The 25,704-nt window shown below is 48.0% G+C and carries 17 protein-coding genes and 2 pseudogenes; 4 read left to right on the forward strand and 15 right to left on the reverse strand.

The genetic code is table 11. The features are described 5' to 3' along the window. Positions 1-82: 82 nt before the first annotated feature. Positions 83-634 carry an azurin gene (azu, locus tag ACNAU7_RS04215; RefSeq protein WP_002220564.1) on the reverse strand — a complete coding sequence of 184 codons (552 nt, stop codon included), beginning with the start codon at positions 632-634 and terminating at the stop codon, positions 83-85. Between the two features lie 280 nt (positions 635-914). After that, the gene (locus ACNAU7_RS04220) at positions 915-1,337 is read right to left on the reverse strand and encodes a DciA family protein (protein WP_196428520.1); all 423 of its coding nucleotides are present in this window, start codon (positions 1,335-1,337) and stop codon (positions 915-917) included. A 131-nt stretch (positions 1,338-1,468) separates the two neighbouring features. On the opposite strand from ACNAU7_RS04220, the gene secA reads away from it, so the two are divergent. From secA to rpoD, 4 genes are all read left to right on the forward strand, one after another. Then, positions 1,469-4,219: a preprotein translocase subunit SecA gene (secA, locus tag ACNAU7_RS04225; protein ID WP_416300938.1), complete on the forward strand. Its 2,751-nt coding sequence runs from the start codon at positions 1,469-1,471 to the stop codon at positions 4,217-4,219. Positions 4,220-4,233: 14 nt separating this feature from the next. After that, on the forward strand, positions 4,234-4,365 hold the full coding sequence (locus ACNAU7_RS04230) for a hypothetical protein (protein WP_257392172.1): 132 nt from the start codon (positions 4,234-4,236) through the stop codon (positions 4,363-4,365). After that, positions 4,362-6,134: a DNA primase gene (gene dnaG, locus ACNAU7_RS04235; protein ID WP_118804193.1), complete on the forward strand. Its 1,773-nt coding sequence runs from the start codon at positions 4,362-4,364 to the stop codon at positions 6,132-6,134. The genes ACNAU7_RS04230 and dnaG overlap by 4 nt, the downstream gene beginning before the upstream one ends. Positions 6,135-6,320: 186 nt before the next feature. Continuing rightward, on the forward strand, positions 6,321-8,249 hold the full coding sequence (gene rpoD / locus ACNAU7_RS04240) for an RNA polymerase sigma factor RpoD (RefSeq protein ID WP_118784149.1): 1,929 nt from the start codon (positions 6,321-6,323) through the stop codon (positions 8,247-8,249). 39 nt (positions 8,250-8,288) lie between these two features. Here rpoD and cas4 (ACNAU7_RS04245) read toward each other — a convergent pair. From cas4 (ACNAU7_RS04245) to mnmA, 13 genes and pseudogenes are all read right to left on the reverse strand, one after another. Continuing rightward, a pseudogene (gene cas4, locus ACNAU7_RS04245) lies at positions 8,289-8,765 on the reverse strand (CRISPR-associated protein Cas4); the annotation flags it as partial. Beyond that, positions 8,747-9,085, reverse strand: a pseudogene (gene cas1 / locus ACNAU7_RS04250) (CRISPR-associated endonuclease Cas1); the annotation flags it as partial. The pseudogenes cas1 and cas4 (ACNAU7_RS04245), both read right to left, overlap by 19 nt. Before the next feature lie 198 nt (positions 9,086-9,283). After that, a complete protein-coding gene (locus ACNAU7_RS04255; protein ID WP_416300941.1) occupies positions 9,284-10,279 on the reverse strand; it encodes a hypothetical protein in 996 nt (331 codons plus the stop codon). 33 nt (positions 10,280-10,312) lie between these two features. Continuing rightward, positions 10,313-10,963 carry a CRISPR-associated protein Cas4 gene (gene cas4, locus ACNAU7_RS04260; protein ID WP_416300943.1) on the reverse strand — a complete coding sequence of 217 codons (651 nt, stop codon included), beginning with the start codon at positions 10,961-10,963 and terminating at the stop codon, positions 10,313-10,315. A gap of 14 nt (positions 10,964-10,977) precedes the next feature. Then, positions 10,978-11,844, reverse strand: coding sequence for a type I-C CRISPR-associated protein Cas7/Csd2 (gene cas7c / locus ACNAU7_RS04265; RefSeq protein ID WP_416300945.1), 867 nt, complete (start codon positions 11,842-11,844; stop codon positions 10,978-10,980). A gap of 11 nt (positions 11,845-11,855) precedes the next feature. Then, complete coding sequence (gene cas8c / locus ACNAU7_RS04270) at positions 11,856-13,640, reverse strand: type I-C CRISPR-associated protein Cas8c/Csd1 (protein WP_416300947.1); 1,785 nt, start codon at positions 13,638-13,640, stop codon at positions 11,856-11,858. After that, entirely contained in the window at positions 13,637-14,311 is a 675-nt protein-coding gene (cas5c, locus tag ACNAU7_RS04275; RefSeq protein WP_416300949.1) for a type I-C CRISPR-associated protein Cas5c, read from the reverse strand. The genes cas8c and cas5c overlap by 4 nt, the downstream gene beginning before the upstream one ends. Positions 14,312-14,397: 86 nt before the next feature. Continuing rightward, positions 14,398-17,526, reverse strand: a complete 3,129-nt coding sequence (locus tag ACNAU7_RS04280) for a DEAD/DEAH box helicase (protein WP_416300951.1) — start codon at positions 17,524-17,526, stop codon at positions 14,398-14,400. After that, positions 17,501-18,292 (reverse strand): Hachiman antiphage defense system protein HamA, encoded by a 792-nt coding sequence (locus ACNAU7_RS04285; RefSeq protein ID WP_416300953.1) that lies wholly within the window; start codon positions 18,290-18,292, stop codon positions 17,501-17,503. The genes ACNAU7_RS04280 and ACNAU7_RS04285 overlap by 26 nt, the downstream gene beginning before the upstream one ends. A 95-nt stretch (positions 18,293-18,387) precedes the next feature. After that, positions 18,388-20,673: a CRISPR-associated helicase Cas3' gene (gene cas3, locus ACNAU7_RS04290; protein WP_416300955.1), complete on the reverse strand. Its 2,286-nt coding sequence runs from the start codon at positions 20,671-20,673 to the stop codon at positions 18,388-18,390. A 409-nt stretch (positions 20,674-21,082) separates the two neighbouring features. Continuing rightward, positions 21,083-22,717 carry a CTP synthase gene (locus tag ACNAU7_RS04295; RefSeq protein WP_003714213.1) on the reverse strand — a complete coding sequence of 545 codons (1,635 nt, stop codon included), beginning with the start codon at positions 22,715-22,717 and terminating at the stop codon, positions 21,083-21,085. A gap of 111 nt (positions 22,718-22,828) precedes the next feature. Beyond that, on the reverse strand, positions 22,829-24,499 hold the full coding sequence (locus ACNAU7_RS04300) for an AMP-binding protein (protein ID WP_416300958.1): 1,671 nt from the start codon (positions 24,497-24,499) through the stop codon (positions 22,829-22,831). 70 nt (positions 24,500-24,569) lie between these two features. After that, a complete protein-coding gene (gene mnmA / locus ACNAU7_RS04305; RefSeq protein ID WP_042508325.1) occupies positions 24,570-25,673 on the reverse strand; it encodes a tRNA 2-thiouridine(34) synthase MnmA in 1,104 nt (367 codons plus the stop codon). Between the last annotated feature and the right edge of the window lie 31 nt (positions 25,674-25,704).

Raw genomic sequence — 25,704 nt, forward strand, 5'->3', positions numbered from 1 at the left:
AACGGGCACTTTTCAAGCAGTCATTTTATAATAAAACAGCCTGCACAAAGCAGGCTGTTTGTCTTTTGAGACTTTAAGCGGATTAATCGACCAAAGTCACTTTACCGTTCATCAAAGCACCGTGACCCGGGAAGGTACAAGCGAATTTGTATTCGCCGTCAGCCAATTTGGCAGGATCTAGAGTCAGGGAAGACTCTTCGCCGCCGCCGATCAGTTTGGTGTGGGCAACAACGCGCGCATCGTCAGGTTTGACATAGTCGGTATCGGCAGCACCTACGCCGTCTTTAAATACGCCGTCCATGTCTTCAGCTTTGGCAATCACAAGGTTGTGACCCATGCTGGCTTTGGGTTGCGTACCGGTATGTTTCAGAGTGATGGTGAACTCTTTGCATGCTTTGCTGACTTGGATGTCTTTGGTGTTGAACTGCATATTGTCGTTGGATTCGACAGTTGCCGCACAGTTGCCGGCAGCAGGGGCTTCGGCAGCATCTGCAGGAGCAGCTTCGGCGGCAGGTGCTTCGGAAGCGGGTGCTTCAGCAGCAGGAGTTGCCTCGGCAGCAGGCGCGGCAGGTTCTTGAGAGCAGGCAGCCAAACCGATAACGGCAGCAGAAATCAGAGCCAGATAAGCTTTCATGGTAAATCTCCAATCGATAAAATAATATTCGGTTTTACGGAAATCAAAGTGCAACCGCCATTAACAAAACCTTGAAAAAGATTCCGCCGCGTTGCACAAACAGATGTTTCGGGGCGGCATTTTGCTACAAATTTCATTTAAAATCAAAGCCTGTTTGCAAGTTTACAATCGTTTACCCAAAAAAGGGCAATTTTACCCCGAACCTATTTCTTTAGTATTAGACTCATTATCCTTTACTTCTTAATATTAACGGATGTTTACACAAATTCCCGTATGTTTTTTATGCGCCATGCCTTCTGACCAAGTTTGCCAATGCCTCCGCCAATTCGGGATGCCGTTTTTCCAACTTTGCCGCCGCCGAATCGAAACTCTCCAGCGCAGCCTTACTCAAATGCAGGGTATTGGTTTTCGGCGGTTTTTCCGGTTTCGGGACCAGCCTGACCGAAACAGAGCGTATCGAAGCATCAAGCCCTGCCAGCTGCGGCAATACCGACGGTGCAATCATTTTCAAACGCGATGCCGCCATATTGTTTGCCGCCAAAAGAATCAGCCTGCCGTCTTCGATACATGCCGTCTGAAAATGCGGGTGCAGGTTGGCAGGCAGCAGTTTTTTCACGGCGGCATCCAACCGCCGCCACTGTCCTGCCTGTTTCAAAAGTCCGGAAAGCAGCGCGTCCCGCCTGCCCAACTGTTCCAAATTCATAAAACACACACCCAAAAAGATTGAAATACCGCAAACACGCCTTTATTTCAGACGGCATTAGCACTTTGCACAAACGCTTGTGCTAAAATCGCGTTTTCGCCCCACTATTATATCAGGCGCAGGAATTATTCATGCTGACAAACATTGCCAAGAAAATCTTCGGCAGCCGCAACGACCGCTTGCTGAAACAATACCGTAAATCCGTTGCCAGAATCAACGCGCTCGAAGAACAGATGCAAGCCCTAAGCGATGCTGATCTGCAAGCCAAAACTGCCGAATTCAAACAACGCCTCGCCGACGGTCAGACTTTGGACGGCATTTTGCCCGAAGCCTTCGCCGTCTGCCGCGAAGCGTCCCGCCGCGTACTCGGTATGCGCCACTTCGACGTACAGCTTATCGGCGGTATGGTGCTGCACGACGGCAAAATCGCCGAAATGCGTACCGGCGAAGGCAAAACCCTGGTCGCCACCCTCGCCGTCTATCTCAACGCGCTGGCCGGCAAAGGCGTGCACGTCGTTACCGTCAACGACTACCTCGCCTCGCGCGACGCAGGCATTATGGAGCCGCTCTACAATTTCCTCGGCCTGACCGTCGGCGTGATTATTTCAGATATGCAGCCGTTCGACCGTCAAAACGCCTACGCTGCCGACATTACCTACGGTACGAACAACGAATTCGGCTTCGACTACCTGCGCGACAATATGGTAACCGACCAATACGACAAAGTGCAGCGCGAATTGAATTTTGCCGTTGTCGATGAAGTGGATTCCATCTTGATTGACGAAGCGCGCACTCCGCTGATTATCTCCGGTCAGGCAGACGACAACATCCAGTTGTACCAAATCATAAACACCGTCCCGCCCCACCTCGTCCGCCAAGAAACCGAAGAAGGCGAAGGCGACTACTGGGTAGATGAAAAGGCGCACCAGGTCATCCTGAGCGAGGCAGGTCACGAACACGCCGAGCAAATCCTGACCAAAATGGGGTTGCTGGCAGAAAACGACTCGCTCTATTCCGCCGCCAACATCGCCCTGATGCACCACCTTATGGCCGCATTGCGCGCGCACTCGCTGTTCCACAAAGACCAACATTACGTTATCCAAGACGGCGAAATCGTCATCGTGGACGAATTTACAGGTCGTCTGATGTCCGGCCGCCGCTGGTCGGAGGGTCTGCACCAAGCCGTCGAAGCCAAAGAAAGTGTGGAAATCAAACGCGAAAACCAAACCCTCGCCTCCATCACCTTCCAAAACTATTTCCGCCTGTACACCAAGCTCTCCGGTATGACCGGTACGGCAGATACCGAAGCTTTCGAGTTCCAAAGCATTTATAACCTCGAAACCGTCATTATCCCGACCAACCGCCCCGTACAGCGCAAAGACTTCAACGACCAGATTTTCCGTTCCGCCGAAGAAAAATTCGAAGCCGTCGTCAAAGACATCGAGGAATGCCACAAACGCGGGCAGCCCGTCCTCGTCGGCACCACCAGCATCGAAAACTCCGAACTGGTCTCCCACCTTCTGCAAAAAGCCGGACTGCCGCACAACGTCCTCAACGCCAAAGAACACGAACGCGAAGCCCTGATTGTCGCCCAAGCCGGCAAAGTCGGTGCGATTACCGTTGCCACCAATATGGCGGGACGCGGTACGGACATCGTTTTAGGCGGCAACCTGAAGCACCAAACCGATGCCATCCGCGCCGACGAAGCCTTGAGCGACGAAGAGAAACAGGCACAAATCGCCGCACTCGAAGACGGCTGGCAGGCAGAACACGACAAAGTGATGGAAGCAGGCGGTTTGCACATCATCGGTACGGAACGCCACGAAAGCCGCCGTATCGACAACCAGTTGCGCGGACGTTCCGGCCGTCAGGGCGACCCCGGATCCAGCCGTTTCTACCTCTCGTTTGAAGACCCGCTGTTGCGCCTATTCGCACTCGACCGCGCCGCCGCCATCCTCAACCGCCTCGCCCCCGAACGCGGCGTCGCCATCGAGCACAACCTGCTGACGCGCCAAATCGAAGGGGCGCAACGCAAAGTCGAAGGCAGAAACTTCGATATGCGCAAACAGGTTTTGGAATACGACGACGTTGCCAACGAACAGCGCAAAGTCATTTACAGCCAGCGCAACGAAATTCTGACCAGCAAAGACATCAGCGACCTGATGAAGGAAATCCGTTCTGATGTCGTCAGCGACCTCGTGGATACCTATATGCCGCCCGACAGCATGGAAGAACAATGGGACATCCCGACTTTAGAGAACCGTCTGGCTGCCGAATTCAGACTGCACGAAGACATCCAATCCTGGCTGAAGGCGGACAATGCGATTGACGGTCAAGACATCAAAGAGCGCCTGATCGAACGCATCGAAAACGAATATGCCGCCAAAACCGAACTGGTCGGCAAGCAGGCAATGGCTGATTTCGAGCGCAACGTGATGTTGCAGGTCATCGACAACCAATGGCGCGAACATCTTGCCGCCATGGACTACCTGCGACAAGGCATCCACCTTCGCAGCTATGCCCAGAAAAATCCGAAGCAGGAATACAAACGCGAAGCCTTTACAATGTTCCAAGACCTGTGGAACGGCATCAAATTCCATATCGCCTCCCTGCTTACTTCGGTTCAAATCGAACAAAACCCTGTCGCGGCGGTTGAAGAGCAACCCGTCGGCAACATCCAGTCCATCCATTCCGAATCGCCCGATATGGAAGAACTTTTGGGTCAGTCGCAAACCGATCTGGTTACCGAAGCCTTTAATCCCGATGGGACGGATTTCAGCCCCGAAGCCTTGGAAGCGCGGGGGCAAATCGTCCACCGCAACGACCCCTGCCCCTGCGGCAGCGGTTTGAAATACAAACAATGCCACGGCAAATTGGCTTAAGTATTTGAACGCAAATGCCGTCTGAACATCCCGCTCCCGTTTCAGACGGCATTTTGCCTGAATCGCCGTATCCGACCGACAATCCGAAAACTCCTGATTTGATACCATCCAAACTAAAAACAGGCATCCGCCCCGCCGAACTATGATTCCATCCGATTTCATTGACGAGCTTCTGGCCAAAGTCGATATTGTCGATATTATCGACGAGCAGGTTCCGCTGAAGAAAGGCGGGGCGAACTATATGGCGTGTTGCCCGTTCCACAAGGAAAAAACGCCGTCGTTTTCGGTCAGTCCGACCAAACAGTTTTACCATTGTTTCAGTTGCGGGGCACACGGCTCAGCGATTGGTTTTGTGATGGAACATCAGGGACTGTCGTTTCCGGAGGCGGTGCAGTTCCTTGCCGACCGCGTGGGTATGATTGTGCCTAAAGTGCGCGGGCAAAACGATAATCCCGAAGTCCGTGCCGAACGCAAGAAAAAACAGCAGACACTGGAAGAAACGACGGCGGCGGCGGCTGATTTTTACGCGCAACAGTTGCGCTTCAATCCGGCGGCGAAGGCTTATTTGGACAAACGCGGCTTGAGCGCGGAAGTCATTGCGCATTATGGTTTGGGCTACGCGCCCGACGGCTGGCAGCCTTTGGCGCAAGTGTTCCAGCCGTACCCGAATACTGCGTTGGTGGATACGGGTATGGTGATTGACAATGAGGGGCGGCATTACGACCGCTTCCGTCATCGGATTATGTTTCCTATCCGCAATCCGCGCGGGCAGGTAATCGGTTTTGGCGGTAGGGTGTTGGACGACTCGAAACCGAAATATTTGAACTCGCCTGATACGCCTTTGTTTGATAAAGGGAAAAACCTTTACGGACTGTATGAAGGGCGTGCCGCTGTCAAGGAAGCGGGGCGGATTCTGGTGGTCGAAGGTTATATGGATGTGGTCGCGCTGGCACAGTTCGGCGTGGGCTACGGCGTGGCGGCTTTGGGTACGGCGACGACGGCGGAACACGTCAAAATCCTGATGCGTCAGGCGGACAGTATTTATTTCTGTTTCGACGGCGACAGCGCGGGACGGAAAGCGGCTTGGCGCGCGCTGGAAAACGCGCTGCCGCAGTTGAAAGACGACAAATCACTGCATTTTTTGTTCCTGCCGGAAGAACACGACCCCGACAGTTACATCCGCGCCTACGGCAAGACGCAATTTGAAGACGCGCTGTTGAATCAAAGCAAGCCGCTGTCGGAATATTTCTGGGAACACCTTTCAGACGACCTCAATCTCAATACGCAGGAAGGCAAGGCGGAATTGGTGAAAACCAGTTCGCCGCTTTTGGTGCAAATCACCGCGCCGGCATTGGGTTATTTGTTGAAACAACGGCTTAGCGAACTGGTCGGCATCGATCCCGACAATCTCGCGCAACTGCTCGGACAGGAAGCGCCGAAGCAGCACGTCAAACAAAAAAGCTACAAACTGCCCCCGATTTCCGTCAAGCAGCCCGTTATGCCAACATTGGTGCAACGGCAAATCCGCAGCCTCTTGATAAATCCGGATTGGGCTGCATATATAGACCTGCCCGATTATTTGGCTTTGGATGGCGATTTCGCCTGCCTTGCCAACCTTGCCGAAACCATTAAAAGCCATCCTTCCGTGCCGGCAACCGCGCAGATTTTGGAACATATGCGCGGTTCGCCCTACGAAGAAACAATCAACCGCATCTTCCGGTCGGTCCTTCAATCGGAAGAAATGGAAGGTGGCGGCGAAGAAGATTGCGAAAACTTCCAAATCGGCATCAAAAAACTGCTCAATGAGTTAAAATACAGCCAAATCGAAGCATTGAAACAAAAAAGCCTGCAATCCGGCTTAAATGAAAGCGAGAAAAAACTTTTGCTGTCGCTGCTGACCGCAAAACAAAATTGACCGGCGAATTCCGCCATCCGTAAACCGTTATGCCGTCTGAAAAGCATTTACCCCGGCTGCAACAACGACACCTGCAGAACACCCATCCCAAAAAGCCTTCAGACGGCATCAGAGTACCCTACTCTGCCACGCCTTCAGGTGCGTCCAAACGCAAACCGTCGGCATCTTGCCAACAGAAAGCAGACAATGTCCAAAAACCAAAATCACGAAGAATACCAAGACGATACCCGCCCCCTGACGATTGAGGAACAACGCGCGCGCCTGCGCCAACTCATCATTATGGGCAAAGAACGCGGCTACATCACCTACTCCGAAATCAACGACGCCCTGCCAGACGATATGTCTGATGCCGACCAAATAGACAATATCGTCAGCATGATTTCCGGTTTGGGCATCCAAGTTACCGAACACGCCCCCGATGCGGAAGACATATTGTTAAGCGACAATGCCGCCGTTACCGACGATGATGCCGTCGAAGAAGCCGAGGCCGCCCTTTCCAGTGCAGATTCCGAGTTCGGCAGGACGACCGACCCCGTCCGTATGTATATGCGCGAAATGGGGCAGGTCGACCTGCTGACCCGCGAAGACGAAATCATCATCGCCAAAAAAATCGAAAACGCCCTGAAAAATATGGTTCAGGCCATCTCCGCCTGCCCGGGATCCATTGCGGAAATCTTAGAACTCATCGAAAAAATCCGCAAAGACGAAATCCGCGTCGACGAAGTCGTAGAAGCCATTATCGACCCGAATGAAGTATTGCTCAACGAATTGGGCTTGGGGCACTTGGAAACCACAGTGCCCGAGAAACCTTCCAACGACAATTCGGATGAAAACGAAGACGACGAAGAGTCGGAAGAAGATGCGGATGAAATCTCTGCAGCCAATCTCGCCGAATTGAAACAAAAAGTCATCGGCCACTTTGCCCAAATCGAAAAAGACTACAAAAAAATGATCGGCCGTTTGGAAAAACACCACAGCCGGCACAAAGACTATCTCGCCTACCGCGACGCGATTGCCAACAAACTGCTGGAAGTCCGTTTCGCCACCCGGCAAATCGACAGCCTCAGCAGCAGCCTGCGCGGAAAAGTAGAAAACATCCGCAAACTCGAACGCGAAATCCGCGACATCTGCCTCGACCGCGTCCATATGGAACGCGACTACTTCATCCAAAACTTCCTGCCCGAAATCACCAATCTGCAATGGATTGAAGAAGAAATCGCCAAAGGCAGGGTCTGGAGCGACGCACTCGACCGCTTCCGCCACGCCATCCTCGAAAAACAAACCGAGTTGGCAGATATGGAAAAAGAAACCCGCATTTCCATCGAAGAGTTGAAAGAAATCAACAAAAATATGGTGTCGAGCGAAAAAGAAACCGCAGCCGCCAAACAGGAAATGATTCAGGCAAACTTGCGCCTCGTCATTTCCATCGCCAAAAAATACACCAACCGGGGCTTGCAGTTCCTTGATTTGATTCAGGAAGGCAACATCGGCCTGATGAAGGCGGTCGACAAGTTCGAATACCGCCGGGGCTACAAATTCTCCACCTACGCAACCTGGTGGATCCGTCAGGCAATCACCCGCTCGATTGCCGATCAGGCGCGTACCATCCGCATTCCGGTTCATATGATTGAAACCATCAACAAGATGAACCGCATCTCGCGCCAGCACCTTCAAGAAACCGGCGAAGAACCCGATTCTGCCAAACTTGCCGAACTGATGCAGATGCCCGAAGACAAAATCCGCAAAATCATGAAAATCGCCAAAGAGCCGATTTCGATGGAAACCCCCATTGGCGACGACGACGATTCGCACTTGGGCGATTTCATCGAAGATGCCAACAATGTTGCGCCGGCCGATGCGGCAATGTACACCAGCCTGCACGAAGTAACCAAAGAAATCCTCGAAAGCCTGACACCTCGTGAGGCAAAAGTCCTGCGTATGCGTTTCGGCATCGATATGAACACCGACCACACGCTGGAAGAAGTCGGCAGACAGTTTGACGTAACGCGCGAACGCATCCGACAAATCGAGGCAAAAGCACTCCGCAAGCTGCGGCATCCGACAAGAAGCGACCGTTTGAGAAGTTTCTTGGACAGCGAAGACAGCAAGCTATAAACCAAAAAACCGCAGATTTCAAATACCTGCGGTTTTTTCTTACACAATAAACAACGCTTCCACATATCCCACACTCCCATCCCGTTTCGCCAACAACTCCAGCTGACAGATTTCCACCAGAGAGCAGGCTTTGCAGCGTTTGCCGTAGTCGGGCGACGGGGTTTGTCCGCTGTTTAAAAGTTCACGGACGGCGGCTATAGTTGCGAGGGTTTGGGCGCGCAGGTCGTCTGAAAACATGATGGGGACACGGTGGCGGGTTTGCATATACCACAGTGCGCCCTCAGAGACGGTTTGCCCCGTCATTTCTTCCAAACACAAGCCTTGGGCGCAAAGCTGGATTTCGTCCATCGGCTCGGGTTTTGGCTTGCCACGTTTGTATTCCACGGGTTTCAGACGGCCTGTTTTCGTATCCACTTCCACCAAATCCAACACGCCGCTGATGCCCGGTTTTTCTGCCGAAACGTGTACCGTCCGCTCAAAGCGCACGCCCTTGCGCGCTTCCGGCTCGCCCGAATCTTTGCCGCAATGATATTGCGCGCAATCGGCATGGGACTTTGCTCCGACACCCGATACTGCGCCCGACGCAGCAGCACATTACCACTCTGCCGCCCCTGAAGCCGCCCCAAGAAACGTCCGTTTTCGGTAAAAAACGCCAAATTCACATTATTTTCGCTGCAAAACCCCAATAAAAACGGCGACACCAGCACATTCCCAAAACAGAAAATATGCCCGATGGAATGCACCGGCAATTGCGCCACCTTTTTACGCTCCTGCGCCACCACCAACGTCTCCCGCTCCTTATGCAAATAACTGCCTTGGGTGGTGATGTAGAGCATGTTTTACAGTTTGCGCATGGGGAAACTCCTTGGGGTTTGACCGTACTTTGGGAGAATTTAACAGAGCTGGGCTACCTGAAAAATGGTAGGTCGGATTCTCGAATCCGACATCTCCAATCCGCTGTAATAATCTCAAAGTCGCATAAAGATCAACGAATTGTCGGATACAAGTATCTGAACTACGCTGACTTATCAGTCTTACTTATGAGTCATTTTGATTAACTCACTTGGTTTATAAATATTTATCGAACGATTAAAGAAGCTAGTCCTATTTTCATTAGTAGTTAAATCATATCTAGCAAAATGTGCATAAGCAGGGCGAATAGTATCAGTATATATTCTAAATCCCAATTCTGATTCAAAAAATTCTACGACCAAACCTGATATGTCTAGATCAGATAACTTGGATAGCATTTGTTGTTTTACAGATGGAAACTTATGTTTCAAATTAGTGTTAAAAGTTGGTTGAAAATATCTAATTAACCCAGCTTCAATTAAATTAATTTGCTCTTTCTTAGAAAGAGGATTATCCATAATACTTCTTAATCTTCTAAATTCAATTTTTTTGTCATAAGCATCTACTCCTCGTCCATCCATAATGGTAATTAATCTTGGTTCTTGGAAACTTACCATAGAAACAAAAACCTCTAGATTTGGATTGTAATATGAAATTTCTGATAATATTTTCTGAAATGTGGAATGGCTTTTTAATCTATCTAATGAGTTTCTACTACCATTACCAAATGCTTGACCTATGTATTCAACTTTCAGATTTAATAAAGCATCAACCAAATGTTGACCTTTAATTTTTCTTAATAATAAATAAGCAGGTAAAACTCTAATAATGTTATCTTGTATATCATGAGTAGTAATTTCTTTATATGGATACTGACATTTTACAGATATAGCGCCATCCGCTAATTCAAAATCTAATGAAAATTCAGATTCAACATATGAACCATCTAAAAGATTAGCTTTAACTTTCCCTTTCAAATGTTTTGTATCCGTATTATACAAAATAGAATCTTCTACAAATGAAATTAATGGTCTCGTATGTATCATATAAATATGGCAATTATTTATGATCTTCTGATCACTCTCACTAATAATGTTTCCTGAATTAATATCTTTTGAATGTAAAATTAACCAATTCTGAGTAGTAAAGCACAAGGCATATTCGCTTAAATTTTTCATAAGTAAATTCCAATATAATTCTTGATTCAAATACTAACCACGAAACAACCCCGCCACATATCCCACACTCCTATCCCGTTTCCCCAACAACTCCGGCTGACAAATCTCCGCCAGCGAGCAGGCTTTGCAGCGTTTGCCGTAGTCGGGTGGCGGGGTTTGGCCGCTGTTTAAAAGTTCGCGCACGGCAGCGATGGTGGCGAGGGTTTGGGCGCGCAGGTCGTCTGAAAACACGACGGGGACGCGGTGGCGGGTTTGCATATACCACAGCGCGCCCTCAGAGACGGTTTGCCCCGTCATTTCTTCCAAGCACAAGCCTTGAGCACAAAGCTGGATTTCGTCCATCGGGTCAGGTTTGGGCTTGCCGCGTTTGTATTCCACGGGTTTCAGACGGCCTGTTTTCGTTTCCACTTCCACCAAATCCAATATGCCGCTGATGCCCAACTTTTCCGCCGACACATACACCGTCCGCTCAAAGCGCACGCCTTTGCGTGTTTCCGGCTCACCCGAATCCACCCGCTCATGCAGTGCCTTGCCCTGCGCGGTCAAATAGTTCTCCGCCCACGCCTGCTCGTTGTGAATCAAGGCACATTGGCGCGGACAGAAGGCGTAGTGTTGCAGGGCGGAAAGGGGAATCAGGCGCGTGTCCTGATTTTCCCCTTGGGTTTCGGTTAAAAGTGCGGTCATCTTTTTAAGTGTTTTTAAAGCAGTTCTTCCACACTCACGCCATTGAGGCCGTCTGAAACCACGCTGATTTTGTAATCGCCAAAACCGCTTGCCGGCGTACCTGATTCGCCGTTTATGCGTTCGACTTTCACGGCGTCAAATAATTTATGTGCAGGCTGGCTGCCGAGTGCGCTGTCGTGTTTGAAAACAATCAATTTGCGCGCCGCCATTTCGCCACGGGCGGCGGAGCGGTCGTGTTCAAACATCAGCGTCAGGGCTTGCCAGAGTTTGGCCAAGTCGTCGTCTGAAAAACCAGTTTTGGCGGCAAGGTTGGCGGAGATAAAACCGTGCACGCGGTAGAGCGCATAAGGGACAATGTATTTACGCCCCATGGTGCGTTCTTTTTCCAAGTCTTTTTCGTTGGTGACTGCCATGCGGGTGATAGAAACTTCCAGCGGCACAATCGGGTCGATGGATTGGGCGAACGCCAGTTGCACCGGGCCGCGCACTTGTCCGCTGTTGACTTCGGTGGTCATCACAGCGCCGAAGGTGCGGATATCGAAGAAGTTTTTACACATCCAAGCGGTAATGTCGCGGGCTTTGGCTTCATCTTTTGGCAATTTTTTGGCTTCAGATTCAATGCCAAGTGCTTCATAAGCGCGTTTGTTTTGCAGGTTTAACACGCTTTTTTCTTTGACGTAAATTTCGTAACCGGCTTCGTTTTCACTGCTGATTTCTACAAAATTACGGATTTTGCGCTTCAGGCAGACATCGGTTACCAAGCCTTTGCTGGATTCGGGGTCAAGACGCGGCATATTGCCCGCATCGGGATCGCCGTTGGGGTTGCCGTTGGTGACGTCAAAAAAGTAAACAAATTCATAGCGGTTTTGAATGGCAGACATTTTCTGGCTCCTTAGTTTTCAATGGTTTCAGCGGTTTCTTTTTTAGCAAAATAGCTTTGTTTTTGATGGTAATAGCCGATGGCGAAGCGGCCTTGCTCGTCAATGCTCAAATGGCGCGGAAAGGTTTCGGGCAGTTTGGCAATGATTTCGCCCAAATCTTTATCCAAATTCACCGCCATGCCGGCTTTGTCTTTACGCAAGCGCGACAAATGGTGTTTTGCACCCGACAAAAGGCGCGGAAAAACCGAAAACGGCACGGCGGAGGCAGAGCCGTAATAGCGGTCGGCGATACCGGCGTTTAATTCGCCCAACGCCTGATATTGAATGCGCTCCAACACGGCAAACAGCCGCCCTAAAAGATAGGCGCGATTCGGATTTTCATTGTTCAAACTCATAGGAACTCCTTCTTCGATAAAACCTTTTCTAAAACGCCGCTCTAATACGGCTTTCATCATTGCCACGCGCAGACTGTTCACGTCGCCGTCGGCGCGGATTCGGGTAATCAGTTGCGACAGCAAACTTAAGGGATACGGCGTGCCGCAAATCACGGCGTGGGTCATTTCGCCTGCCAATACAGGGGGGATATTTTCGCTTTTGCCCAATACGGCAGTTTGCAATAAAAGCCGCCAAATAGACGGCGGCGTTTTCCACGCGCAAGGCTCAAGGGCTAAATCTTGCCAATGCTGCGCCAAATTTTCCGCCAGCTGCCCAAACGTGGTGTCCAGCCAAAAGCGAACAGAAATCCGCGCGGCATTAGGAGCAAGCCCTAAGATATAAAAACGGGTATTGGCAGAGAGTTCGGGCGCAATTTCTTGCAGCGGACGACCTTTGCCCATTTGTTCCAATACGTTGAAAATTTTAGCGCTTTCTTGTTCATCATCCGGCGGCGTGAATACTTGCGCGAAGAAACCTTCGGCAGCCTGCGCAGTTGCTTCATCATCCGCTTCAGCCCAAAAGACCGTGCTCGCGTCGCCTATGGTCAAGCAGTGATTGTTTTCGCGGCGCAACAGATAGTTCAGCGCGGTGGTGTAGGCAAACGCGGATTGTTCGGAAACAGGCGCATTTGCGCCTTGCTCTTTACCGAACGAGGCAAAGGCTGGATTGCTTTTGTTAAATGACACAATAGAGCCGCCGGAGCTTTGCCCGCCAAACACGCCTTTAATCGCCGGATGCAGTCGTGCAATCGGGGCGGTGTCGCCGCTAATCAGGCACAAGCCCTCAAGAGCCTCGTCGCTTTTCAGGCAGCCTGCCCACAAGGTTTGCGCGGCTTCGCGCTTATGGATAAGTACGGTCGGTTTTTCAAGAGAAAAAGCGATGTTGGTATCGAGCATTTCGGCAGGCAGATTTTCGGCAGCAAAATGTGCAGGCTGCCAGTTTTGCAGGAAACGGCACAAGGCTTGGAGGCTTTCGTCTTCGCTGTTCTGCAGTAAATCGAGATGATATTGCTTAAAGGCGTCAAAGGTTTTTTCAGACGGCGTAAACGTTTTTTCTTTGGCTTCGGCTTTGTTTTTATTGGCTTCCACGCCAAGCGCGTAGGCGGTTTTATCCCACAAAAAATTCGGCTTGATGCCCGATGTGCGTTTTTCAGGGCGCGGTACGCTCATCAGCTTCGGCTGCGGCTTTTTATCGGCAGTCAGATTCGGCACAACGGTTTTCAGACGACCTTCTTTATCCAACACCAAAATCCAGCCGATTTTCTCCTCGCTAAAACCATAAGGCGGCACTTTCGGGTTGCCCATTTCATCGGTTTCCGCTGCCAAACGGCGGTAATAGCGGGCAAGGGACGCAAGAATCATGCTTTCACCTCCTCGGCGTAAAACGACGGCACATCAATCACGCCGTCTTTCATTTGTGCGCGGAAAAAATGCGGCATGTTGCCGTGTTCAAAATCAATATCGTGCAGCATCCAGCCCAAATCGCGGTTTGCCTCGTTTTCCGATAACGCCGACAGCGGCAGCGACTCGCCTTCATCAATCAACGCAAAATCGGCAGGAAATTCACGTACGCCCAAACAAGGCTGCTGAAAGCATTGCCCTTTTTTCGCACGGCGTTTGAACATCTCGATGTGCTTGGTAACGGTCTCATCCGCACCTGCTTTTGGCGTCAGCACCGCATGGGCTTCAATCACATAAACCACATCCTTAAGCACTGTCGCCGCGCGCTGCTGGCGGTCGTCTTCAATCAGCGTATATAAATCGGAAACGCTTTTACGCTTCATCGCACCGCTAATCTTACCCACCGAAATCTTACCGCCCAACTCATTGCGCCGCACCGACTCAAACCGAATCGGCTTTAACACATAAATCTTATCAATCACCCAGCGAATCGCCGGCTTCCAATGCACAGCCGCCAAAATCCCGCGCGCCGCCGACGGCGTGATGACATCATAAGACACCCGCTCCACCTTCATCTCCGGACGGGTAAAACAGGCATAATCGCCCCAAACGTGTAGGCGGATTTGGTTCATTTGGTTCTCCTTTTGATTGGGAAGTGCGGTTTCAGACGACGTTTTGAAAATGTTAGCGAAAATGACCGCACTTTTAAACTAAGTTTCTAATTGTCTAATATTCTTAGCATTTCATTTTGGAAGTAACTTGGATATTTAGCCATTACTTCTTGGGATTTTTCTTTATTTTTCTTTAACTCTTCTATTATCTTTTGTTTTTCAATTGAAATTAATCCTAAAGATAATGCTAAGTCTTGTGCAATAACACGATCTGCAAACCCCATTTCATAAAGTGCAATAGCAGTCTTTGTAGGTAAACCATATTTTAGATGCTTTTGAAAAAACTGAAGTATATTAAATAATTTAATTTTGTCATTTCGTTCAAGTAAATTAGTAAATTCAGCTAATGTACTAACAAATAGAGATGCATCATAGGCAATCCCTCCCTCAAAAATATCAACAATATTTTCAATTTTAATTTTCCTAGGTCTAGTACCATAACCAAGTTTACAATCATTATCTTTGGAAAATTGATAAATTTCACTAAAAGAACATCCAGAAACCCATTTTTTTACCATTTCAAGTAAGATATCTGGCTTATTAAATTTATTAAATGATTTATTACGAATATAATTTTTCATTATTTCCCATAAAGCTTCTATGATTTCATTGTTATTTTCCGCTACTATAAGTTTATCCGAATACTCACTCAACCATTTTAAAATAACTTGAGAATCATGAATTCCATAAAATGTTTTCCCATAAACTATTCGACTTTCCGAGTCTTTCATATTCGTAATAATGTTATCTGCTAAAATTTTAAATAATAAACGTAGCTGTTCTTTCTTTTCTTCATCCGCTAAGTAAAATGCCAATGTGCCTTCAGCTAGAACGATTGCATTGGATTCTGTAAGTTTTTCTTCATTACTTTCAAAAGATAGTAAAAAATTCTCAAGTGAACATATTAAATTAATTTTCCAAGATATTTGTTGCGTAACACCATTATGCGAAAAATTTTTATCATGATATTTTTGTACTATTTCATCTGCCCAATTATGAATATCATTAGAGCCATAAATATAAGCTTTGGCAAAATCTAAAGCCTTAATATCAATATAAAATTTGCTATCATCACTTGTGATAGGCTCAAATATTGATAATAGGTTGCTGATACAAGGCTCTGAATTATTCGGATTAAGAAGGTCCTTTATCTGTTCCCAGCGCCATTTCTCTCTAGAATTCTTTCTATTTTCATAAACTTCTGGATCTACAAATAAAATACTTCCCTCTGTATGCATGCCGGAACGACCTGCACGTCCAATAAGATTATGGAAGTCACGAACTTTTATACGATCACCAGCTTGATAAATACTAGTTACAATTAAATAGCGAATAGGTAGATTTACCCCTTGAGCCAACGTAGATGTACAAACTACAAAGCGAATAAGGTTTTCACGCATTGCATATTCTACGGCGAGGCGGATTCCATGTGGAACATTCCCATGATGAGAAAAAATACCATACTGTGAACTTATTGAAGCGGATGAATCTTTACCAAGATTTAAAATATGTAAATTTCTTAGGCGTATAACTTCTTGGCAATTTGAGTATTCTTTTGGTTGCTTTAAATGGGTATTTCGCTCAATGATATCTATAGCTTTTTCACAAATACTGACAGCTGTGGGCTTACTACCACAAAAAATAGCAATACTGCCATTTGAAACCAGTTTAAAACCAAGATAAATAGCAATAGACTGACCATCTCCTTTCTCAGGGAAATAACGTTTTTTTCGTTCTCTTCCTTTCTTATTTAGTTCAATTTTTTCAATTACTCTTGGTACAAAAAATTCATTTCGATCTATATCAGTGGCATTAACATATTCAATACGCCCTTGTTGATCTAACCAACTAGCAAAAGCAATGGATTTAAATGCGGGGATTAATGCTTCACCATCAACAACGTTAGATTCCCCATTTAGCCATTCTCCAATATCTTTAGCATTGCTTATTACCGCAGAAATAAGGATTTTTTGAGCTTTTTGAGGAATCTTTAAATTCAGTGAAGTTAAAAGAAGTTCATAGGTAACGCCTCGAGTCCCACTGTCAAATTGATGCCCTTCATCAAGGATCAATAAATCTATTTTTGAAGCTAAATCAACATAATGTTTTAGAATATAGAATAATTTTTCTGGCGTTAAGACTAAGATTTGCTGATGACCAAGTAGGTCAGAAAATTTAAAATCAATCTGTAATGTATCTGACAGTTCATCTATTTTTATTGGTTCATTATAGAAGGCATCGGCTAGAGTATTTTTTATCTCATTACATAAAGCTCTAAATGGTGCAACAATAACAGCTAAAGTTGCACGTCCAGATAAAAATGCACTTCTAACAATTAGCTCTGTTGATTTTGTTTTACCTGCACTAGTTGGCATCTGAATAACTGCAGATTTTCCTTTAAGAATGCCAGCCTTACCTAACAAATGCTGTGCTGGCCAAAACTCTTTAATGAATGAATCTTTTTGTAAAATAGGTTGCCATTTTTCTTTGGATACTCCTGAATAAAGTGGTAAGTTTTTCCAAGCTGAATTTTCCAATTTCTTTTTTACTATAGCGGCAATTAGGTCACCTAAAAGAAGTTGTCTAGGTGTGCCATTTATATAAACTTCATTTCTTAATTTAACCACTGAATTAATAAGTTCATGCTCATGAGAGGCTTCTTTGTAAAAATAGATAATATTTTTAATAATATTATTATTTAAATCAGAAAATAGATGTTTATCTGTATAATCATATTCTGAATGTAACAAACAAAATAGAAGGGTCTCTAAACCTTCTCCATTTAAATCTAAAGACTCACGATTTATATCTTTTATCAGAACAGATGCACTTCCTTGTAAATCGCATAAATAATAAGATGCAGCTCCAAGTAACATTAGATATGAGTCAAGATTAATAGCTAAATTTGACTGGAGGTAGAAATCAAAAAAGTGTGCAGAAAAAAGTAAATTCTTTTTTAGTTCTGAAAGTTGCTCATTTCCGGATTCCCCTCTATTTATCGCTGCTGCAAAATCTCCAAGTAAACCAATTGAGATAGTAAGTAGCTTGGTTGGATCTTCAGGAATTTTGATATGGTCATTTTCAGGTACGTGGTATTCAAACATTTTGGCTTTTGCTCGAGTCACATTGAGCAAATTATAGGATTTATTTTCAGGCTTCATTTGCAGCTCTTTCATATAATTCATGAACTAATTTCATCATTTCATCACCTTTTATTACAATTAAAAAAAGTTGATCTGCATGAGAATGTGATGATGAATTGGCAGAGGTAATTACATCTTCTGTAAAATTACTATTATCTAAATGAGCTATTGCTACAAAATTTTGAATATATGGATTATCAGCTTCATTTTGAAAACGTTCGATGCGTTGTGAATCATGAATATCTTCTTTGTCAAGAAATCTTTGTTTTATAGCATTAAGAGTTTCTGCCTTGCGTATAATATCTTTACTTGAATGATCTATTGCTGTCTGTAGTCGATTTTCATGGTTACCAGTATATTTAGCTTTTGATTCGATAATAGTTAAAGTATCTTTAGAATTATTTCCATCAGAAGAAAACATAAAACCAATAGTATCAGAGCCTTTTGTGGATTCATTGCTAACAGTTTTATGCGAATATCTCACTCTAGGAACCCAATGTTTTAAGATATATTCAAGATAATCTGCCGCTAAAATCTCAGCAAAATCACCTGCTCTTATACTTGGACCTGGGGCAATCGATTTATCTGGAAACTTTATCTTATTAAGATACTCTTCTCGAGAATATTCTGTCCCACAACGCAGGGAATCAATTTGTGAATCCAAACAATAATGGTTTCTAAAGTGTTTTGCCCATGCAGAAAGTGTTTGCTCATCCTTCACATGACGAAATTCAAAAATATCAACAGATTTTCCATCTGATGTTTTTAATTGTTGGTTACTCTTGACTAACCACTTCATATGTTCAAATGAAAAACACATTATTTCCTCACAAAATAATTATGAATAACTTATAGGTAAATTTTAAAACTATCGCATAATCAAAGAAAGCAACATCAAAAAACCAAACTCTCTCCCTTCAAAAACTCCGTATCCTCCCAAGAAAGCCCAGCCACTTCATCATACAAATCCAGTCCAATCAGCGTATAAAACTGTTTGCCGAAGTTTTGCTCGTTAATCGGTTCGATACGCCCTGCTTTATATAAAGCGGCGAGGGCTTTTTCGGGGATTTGGACGGTGTAGGGTTGCAGTTTGCGTAGCAGACTGCCGATATGGTCGGCGTGGTGCAGGCCGCTAATGAGGTTTTCGGCATCAACATCGAACGGAATAATCAGCGGCTGCATATGGCTTTCAATCATGCGAAATTGGTCGGCGATGGTTTGGAATGGGAAATCGAGGCTTTGCCCTGTATCGTTGTGCATTTTCAGAATTTTTTTATTGTCCAGTTCACTGCCTTTTAATTGATAAAGCTCGGCGAAGTAGGCGGCGACGGCTTGGGTGGATAAGAGGTCGTCTGAAAAACTGTCGGCGGTCAGGCGCATAACGGCGGCTTGGGCGGCAAGTTCGGGTGGGGCTTTCCATTGTTCTTCTGGCGCGAATATCCATACAAAGCTGTTTTCAGACGGCCTTTTGCCTTCGCGGTTGCAGCGTCCGGCGGCCTGGGCAACGCTGTCTAAACCTGCTTCGGCGCGCATCACCAGCGGAAAATCCACATCAACGCCGGCTTCGATTAAGGAGGTGGCAATAACACGGCAGGATTCGCCGTTTTTCAGACGACCTCGAATTTCGTCCAGTTTTTGGCTGCGATGTTTGGCGCACATTAAGGTGGTTAGGTGGAACGTGCCGTCAAGGTGTTTGGCTTGGTCGTACAGGCTGCGGGCGTGGCGGCGGTTATTGACGATGACGAGCATTTGCGGGTGTTCGGCAAGTTTGGCGAGCAAGTCGGTGTCGGTTTGTGTGCCGATATGGTGCACGGTGGTGCGGCGCAGTTTGTCGAAAAGTGCGGTCGGTTTTGGGGCTATTTCGCGCACGTTTTCAAAGCCTCGATAGAAGCCGTTTTCGGCTTGCACGGCCGGCTGGGTGGCGGTGCACATAACAACAGAACAATGATAGTTCTGCGCCAATTCTTTAATGGCTTGCATGATGGGCAGCAAAAGATTGAGCGGCAACATTTGCGCTTCGTCGAGTATGATGACGGAGCCTGCGATGTTGTGCAGCTTGCGGCAGCGCGAGGAGCGGTCGGCGAAGAGGGATTCGAAGAATTGTACGGCGGTGGTCACGACAATCGGCGCGTCCCAGTTTTCCGAGGCAAGGCGCAATTTGTCTTTGGTGACCTCATTTTGCAGTTTGCCGTCGTCGAAGGTGCTGTGATGTTCCAACACGGCTTGCTCGCCCAATTCGCCAAAGGCTTTGCGGAATTCAGCGGCATTTTGTTCGATGATGCTGGTGAATGGGATGACGTAAATCACGCGCCGCATACCGTGCTGTTTGGCGTGTTCCAACGCAAACGCCATGGAAGTGAAAGTTTTTCCGCCACCGGTAGGCACCGTGAGCGTGAACAACCCTTGCGCTTGTGTCGCTTGTTCTACGGCATGATCGAGAATCTCGCTGCGCAGGCGGTTTAAAGCGGCATTGCGTTTTTCGGCTTCAGTTTGCTCTGGGGCTTGGGTAATACGTCGTCTGAAATCGTTGATGAATTGATTGAAATTGTGTTGTAAGGTGTTTAGATCGGGATAACCGCCTCGCTCGACGGCTTTGTTTTCTAGGTTTGAATAAAAGGCTTCGGTGTCGAGATAATCAGCATCCACCAAGCAGGAATAGAGCATTCGGGTGAAGAAGGCGTAGGAGAAAAAAGGATGATGCGCGTCGGCTTTGAGTGGCGGTGCGGATAGGGTTTCCGGGAGCTTGATTTCTTGTTGCCACAGGTTATCGAGAACGGGAATATCTGCGCCAAATTGCAAAGCCAAACGCTGCTTTAACGTGCGGCGGTTATCCCCTTCACCATTGCCATTTGCCAACCCGGCATGATGCCCCGCAATGCAAAACGCCATCAGTTTGCCGATAACATTTCCCCAACGCTCGACAGCAATCTTAGCCCCGGCGGTAGAATGGTCGACAGGCCTGCTCCCGCCATTTAATCTAGCCTGAAATTCAAGCGAGTATTTTCCTAAATCGTGTAGTTGCCCGGTGTAATAAGCAATGTCTTGCGCGCCGAAAACTTGGGCAAAATTTGCAGCCGAATTGCCGACATTTTGGGCGTGGGATTGAAGGGTTTGCCAGCGTTCGTAAGGCAAAAGGTTGCATAATTGGCCTTGGGCGGAATGAGCATAATAAACCTTCATCTAAACTCCTTATTTTTACAATTAAATTTTGATATTCCAAATATATCGACTCCAAACCATCATCCCCATCAAACTAAGCAAAACTGATGTTTTAAAGCTATTTCCTGTCAAAACCGGACTTGCACGACTATAAAAACAATAATCTTGAGTTTCACGCCCTGCTTAACAATATTCAGTTGGTAAATATAGTGGATTAACAAAAATCAGGACAAGGCGACGAAGCCGCAGACAGTACAAATAGTACGGCAAGGCGAGGCAACGCCGTACTGGTTTAAATTTAATCCACTATATTAGATAAAACCATAAAAATTAAATTGATGGCTTTTATGATCCCCGATTTGCGAAAATGCCGTCTGAAAGTCTTCATTCAGGCTTTCAGACGGCATTTTGATCATCAAGTAACGCTTTATCAGGCTTTTTTATTGTTCAACGCGGCTTTGACAAACGCGGTGAACAAGGGATGCCCTTTGCGCGGGTTGGAAGTGAATTCGGGATGGAACTGGCAGGCGAAGAACCAAGGGTGGTTCGGCAGCTCGATGGTTTCGACCAAGCGTTCGCGTCCGGCGGATACGCCGCCGATGACCAAGCCTGCTTTTTCCAACTGAGGAACATAGTTGTTGTTGACTTCGTAGCGGTGGCGGTGGCGTTCGCGGATATGTCCGCTGCCGTAGATTTTGGCGGCGAGGCTGCCTGCTTTCAATTCGACTTCTTGCGCGCCCAAACGCATGGTGCCGCCCAAATCGGCGGATTCGTCGCGGGTTTCGACGCTGCCGTCGGCAGTTTGCCATTCGTCAATCAGGGCAACGACTGGCGCGGCGCATTTGAGGTCGAACTCGGTGGAATTCGCGCCTTTCAAGCCTGCCACGTCGCGGGCGTATTCAATCAGCGCAATCTGCATACCGAGGCAGATGCCCAAATATGGCACGTTGTTTTCACGGGCATAGCGCACGGCGGCGATTTTGCCTTCCACGCCGCGCGAACCGAAACCGCCGGGAACGAGGATGGCATCCATATCTTTGAGCATAGAAACGTCGCCCTTGTTTTTCTCGATGTTTTCGCTGTCGACAAAGGTAATCTGCACGTCGGTTTCGGTGTGAATGCCTGCGTGTTTCAAGGCTTCAATCAATGATTTGTAGGATTCGGTCAAATCAACGTATTTGCCGACCATGGCGATTTTGACGGTGTGTTTCGGATTTTTGACGGCGTGGACGATTTTTTTCCACGCGGTCAAATCTGCCTGTTGCACGTTAAGCTGCAACTGCTCGGTAATGATGTTGTCGATGCCTTGGTCGTGCAGCATTTCGGGGCATTCGTAGATGCTGTCCACGTCGTAGCTGCCGACAATCGCGCGTTCTTCCACGTTGCAGAACAAGGCGATTTTGCGGCGTTCGTCCGCAGGCATTTTCCTGTCCATACGGCAAATCAGGATGTCGGGTTGCAAACCGATGCTCAACATTTCTTTAACGGTGTGCTGGGTCGGCTTGGTTTTGATTTCGCCTGCGGCGGCGATGTAGGGAACATAGCTCAAGTGGGCAAACAAGGTGTTGTTGCGTCCCAACTGGCTGCGCATCTGGCGGATGGCTTCCAAAAACGGCAGCGATTCGATGTCGCCGACCGTGCCGCCGATTTCGACAATCGCCACATCGTAACCTGCCGCGCCTTCATGGATGCGTCGTTTGATTTCGTCGGTAATGTGCGGAATGACTTGAACCGTACCACCGAGGTAGTCACCCCGTCGTTCTTTGGCGATGACGTTTTCGTACACCTGCCCCGTGCTGAAGCTGTTGCGGCGGGTCATCGTGGAATCGATGAAACGTTCGTAGTGTCCCAAGTCGAGGTCGGTTTCCGCGCCGTCGTCGGTTACGAACACTTCGCCGTGTTGGAACGGGCTCATCGTGCCGGGATCGACGTTGATATAAGGATCAAGCTTGAGCATGGTAACGTTCAAGCCGCGCGATTCGAGGATGGCGGCAATAGAAGCGGCGGCGATACCTTTACCCAGTGAGGAGACAACGCCGCCGGTTACAAAAATGAATTTGGTCATGATGGAACACCCATATTGGAATGTGCGATTTTAACTTGAAGCGCGCGGTTCTGGCAAACGGACGGATGCCGTCTGAACGGTGGACGGCTGTTTTCAGACGGCATCTTTTCTTTATTTCCCAGTACTTTGCCGCAACTCGCGGCGCAGGATTTTGCCGACGTTGGACTTGGGCAACTCGTCGCGGAATTCGATATTTTTCGGTACTTTATATGCGGTTAATTCGGTGCGGCAAAAGGCGATAAGTTCTTCTTTCGTCAAAGACGGATCTTTTTTGACGACGAATACTTTTAGGGCTTCTCCGGTTTTTTCGTCGGGAACGCCGATACAGGCGACTTCCATCACTTTGCCGTGATGCGCGATGACTTCCTCGATTTCGTTCGGATAAACATTAAAACCAGAAACAACAATGAGGTCTTTCTTACGGTCAACCAGCTTCAACCAGCCTTTTTCGTCCATGACGGCAATATCGCCGGTTTCCAAGAAACCGCGCGCGTCTATGGCTTTAGCGGTTTCTTCGGGACGGTTCCAGTAGCCTTGCATCACTTGAGGGCCTTTTACCCACAATTCGCCCGGCTGCCCGACGGGGACTTCTTTGCCGTTTGCGTCGCGCAGTTCGACTTCGGTGGACGAGACGGGCAAACCGATGCTGCCGCTGTATGATTCGATGTTTAAGGGGTTGCAGCACACGCCTGGGCTGGCTTCGGTCAGACCGTAGGCTTCGACAATAGGCGTACCGGTAATTTTTTTCCATTTTTCGGCAACGGCTTTTTGGGTCGCCATACCGCCGCCCAAAGTCAGCCGCAATCCTGAAAAATCGACTTCGGCAAAATCGGGCCGGTTGACCATCGCGTTAAACAGCGTGTTCACGCCGATAAATACATTAACCCGCTGTTTTTTCAGTTCTCCGATAAAGCCTTTCATATCGCGCGGGTTGGTAATCAGGATGATTTTTGAGCCGGCATTGGCAAAAATCATCAGATTCACGGTTAAGGCAAAAATATGGTACAGCGGCAAGGCGGCGATAACGGTTTCTTTGCCCTCGCGCAACTGGTTTTTAATCCATTCTTTTGCCTGAAGCATATTGGCGCAGATGTTGCCGTGGCTCAGCACCGCGCCTTTGGCAACGCCCGTCGTGCCGCCCGTGTATTGCAACAGCGCGGTATCTTCGCGGTTTAATGCGACAGGTTGGAAAACGTGCTTCGCCCCCTCTTGCAATGCCGTCTGAAAGGAAACGGTTTCCCGAATGCGGTATTCGGGCACCATTTTCTTGATTTTTCGGATGATGAAATTAATCAGCGAACCTTTAAGCAGCCCGAACATTTCGCCGACGGAGGCGACGATGACGTGTTTGATTTGCGTGCGCGGCAGCACCAGCTCCAACGTGTTGGCGAAATTTTCCAAAACGATGATGACGGTCGCACCGCTGTCTTTCAGCTGATGCTCCAACTCGCGCGGTGTATAGAGCGGATTGGTGTTCACCACCACCAAACCTGCCTGCAAAATACCGAAAAGGGCAATCGGGTATTGCAATACGTTCGGCATCATAATGGCAACACGTTCGCCGCGCGGCAGCTTGAGGACGTTTTGCAGATAAGAGGCGAAATCAGTCGCCAGTTTGCCGGTTTCGGCATAAGTCAGCGTTTTGCCCATATTTTGAAAAGCGGGCAGACGGGCAAATTTTTCCACACTTTGGCGGAATACGTCGCTGACGGAATTGTATTGCGTGATGTCGATTTCGGCACTGATGCCCTTCTCGTAGCTGTCTAACCAAATTTTTTTCATAGGTATCGGTCTTTAAAGTGGAATTGAGCGGAACAATGCCGTCTGAAAACCGTTTCAGACGGCATTACCTTTATCGTGTGATGATGACGGGTTTGTCGGTCGTTTGGATGATACCGCCGCCCAAGCAGATGTCGCCGTCGTACAGCACGGCAGACTGGCCCGGCGTAACCGCCCATTGCGGTTCGTCAAACACCAGCTCGGCGGTTTCATCATCCAAATAGCGCAATTCGCAAGGCGCGTCCGCCATACGGTAACGCGTTTTGCAGGTATAACGCCCTGCTTTCGGGCGTTCGGGCAGCGTGAAACTCAAATCGTTCATCACAAGGCTGCGGGTATAGAGCAGCGGATGGTCGTGTCCTTGCACGACAATCAGTTCGTTTTTCGTCAAATCTTTAGCCGCAACAAACCACGGTTCGCCCGCGCCGCCGATGCCCAAACCTTTGCGCTGGCCCAATGTGTAAAACATCAGCCCGACGTGTTCGCCAACGGTTTCCCCTTCGGGCGTAACCATTTTACCGTTGTCGGTCGGCAGGTATTTCTGCAGGAACTCGCGGAACGGGCGTTCGCCGATGAAGCAGATGCCTGTGCTGTCTTTTTTGGCGGCGGTCGGCAGTTTGAACTCGGCGGCAAGGCGGCGGACTTCGGGTTTTTCCAAACCGCCCAACGGAAAAATCGCGCGCTCGAGTTGGAAAGGCTTGAGGCGGTAGAGGAAATAGCTTTGGTCTTTGTTTTGATCCAAACCTTTGAGCAGGTAATGCACGCCGTTGCGGACTTCTTTGCGCGCATAGTGTCCGGTGGCGATGGTATCCGCGCCCTGCCCTACGGCGTAGTCCAAAAAGCATTTGAATTTGATTTCGGCGTTGCACAAAACATCGGGATTCGGCGTGCGCCCCGCACTGTATTCCTTTAGAAAATAAGCAAAGACTTTGTCTTTATATTGCGCGGCGAAATTAACGATGTCGATATCGATGCCGACAATATCGGCAACGGCGATGGCATCGAACGAATCCTGTTTGATGCTGCAATATTCGTCGTTGTCGTCGTCCTCCCAGTTCTGCATAAACACACCGCGCACTTGATAACCCTGCTGCTTGAGCAGGGCGGCGGTTACGGAAGAATCGACACCGCCAGAGAGCCCGACGATGATATTGGAAGGGTTTGCTGTCGTATTCATACGCAGGATGGCTTGGAAACGGCGGTTTTTA

The organism is Neisseria sp. LACPHL-SPEC-2024-00856 (assembly GCF_047915665.1).
GTDB classification, from domain to species: domain Bacteria; phylum Pseudomonadota; class Gammaproteobacteria; order Burkholderiales; family Neisseriaceae; genus Neisseria; species Neisseria polysaccharea.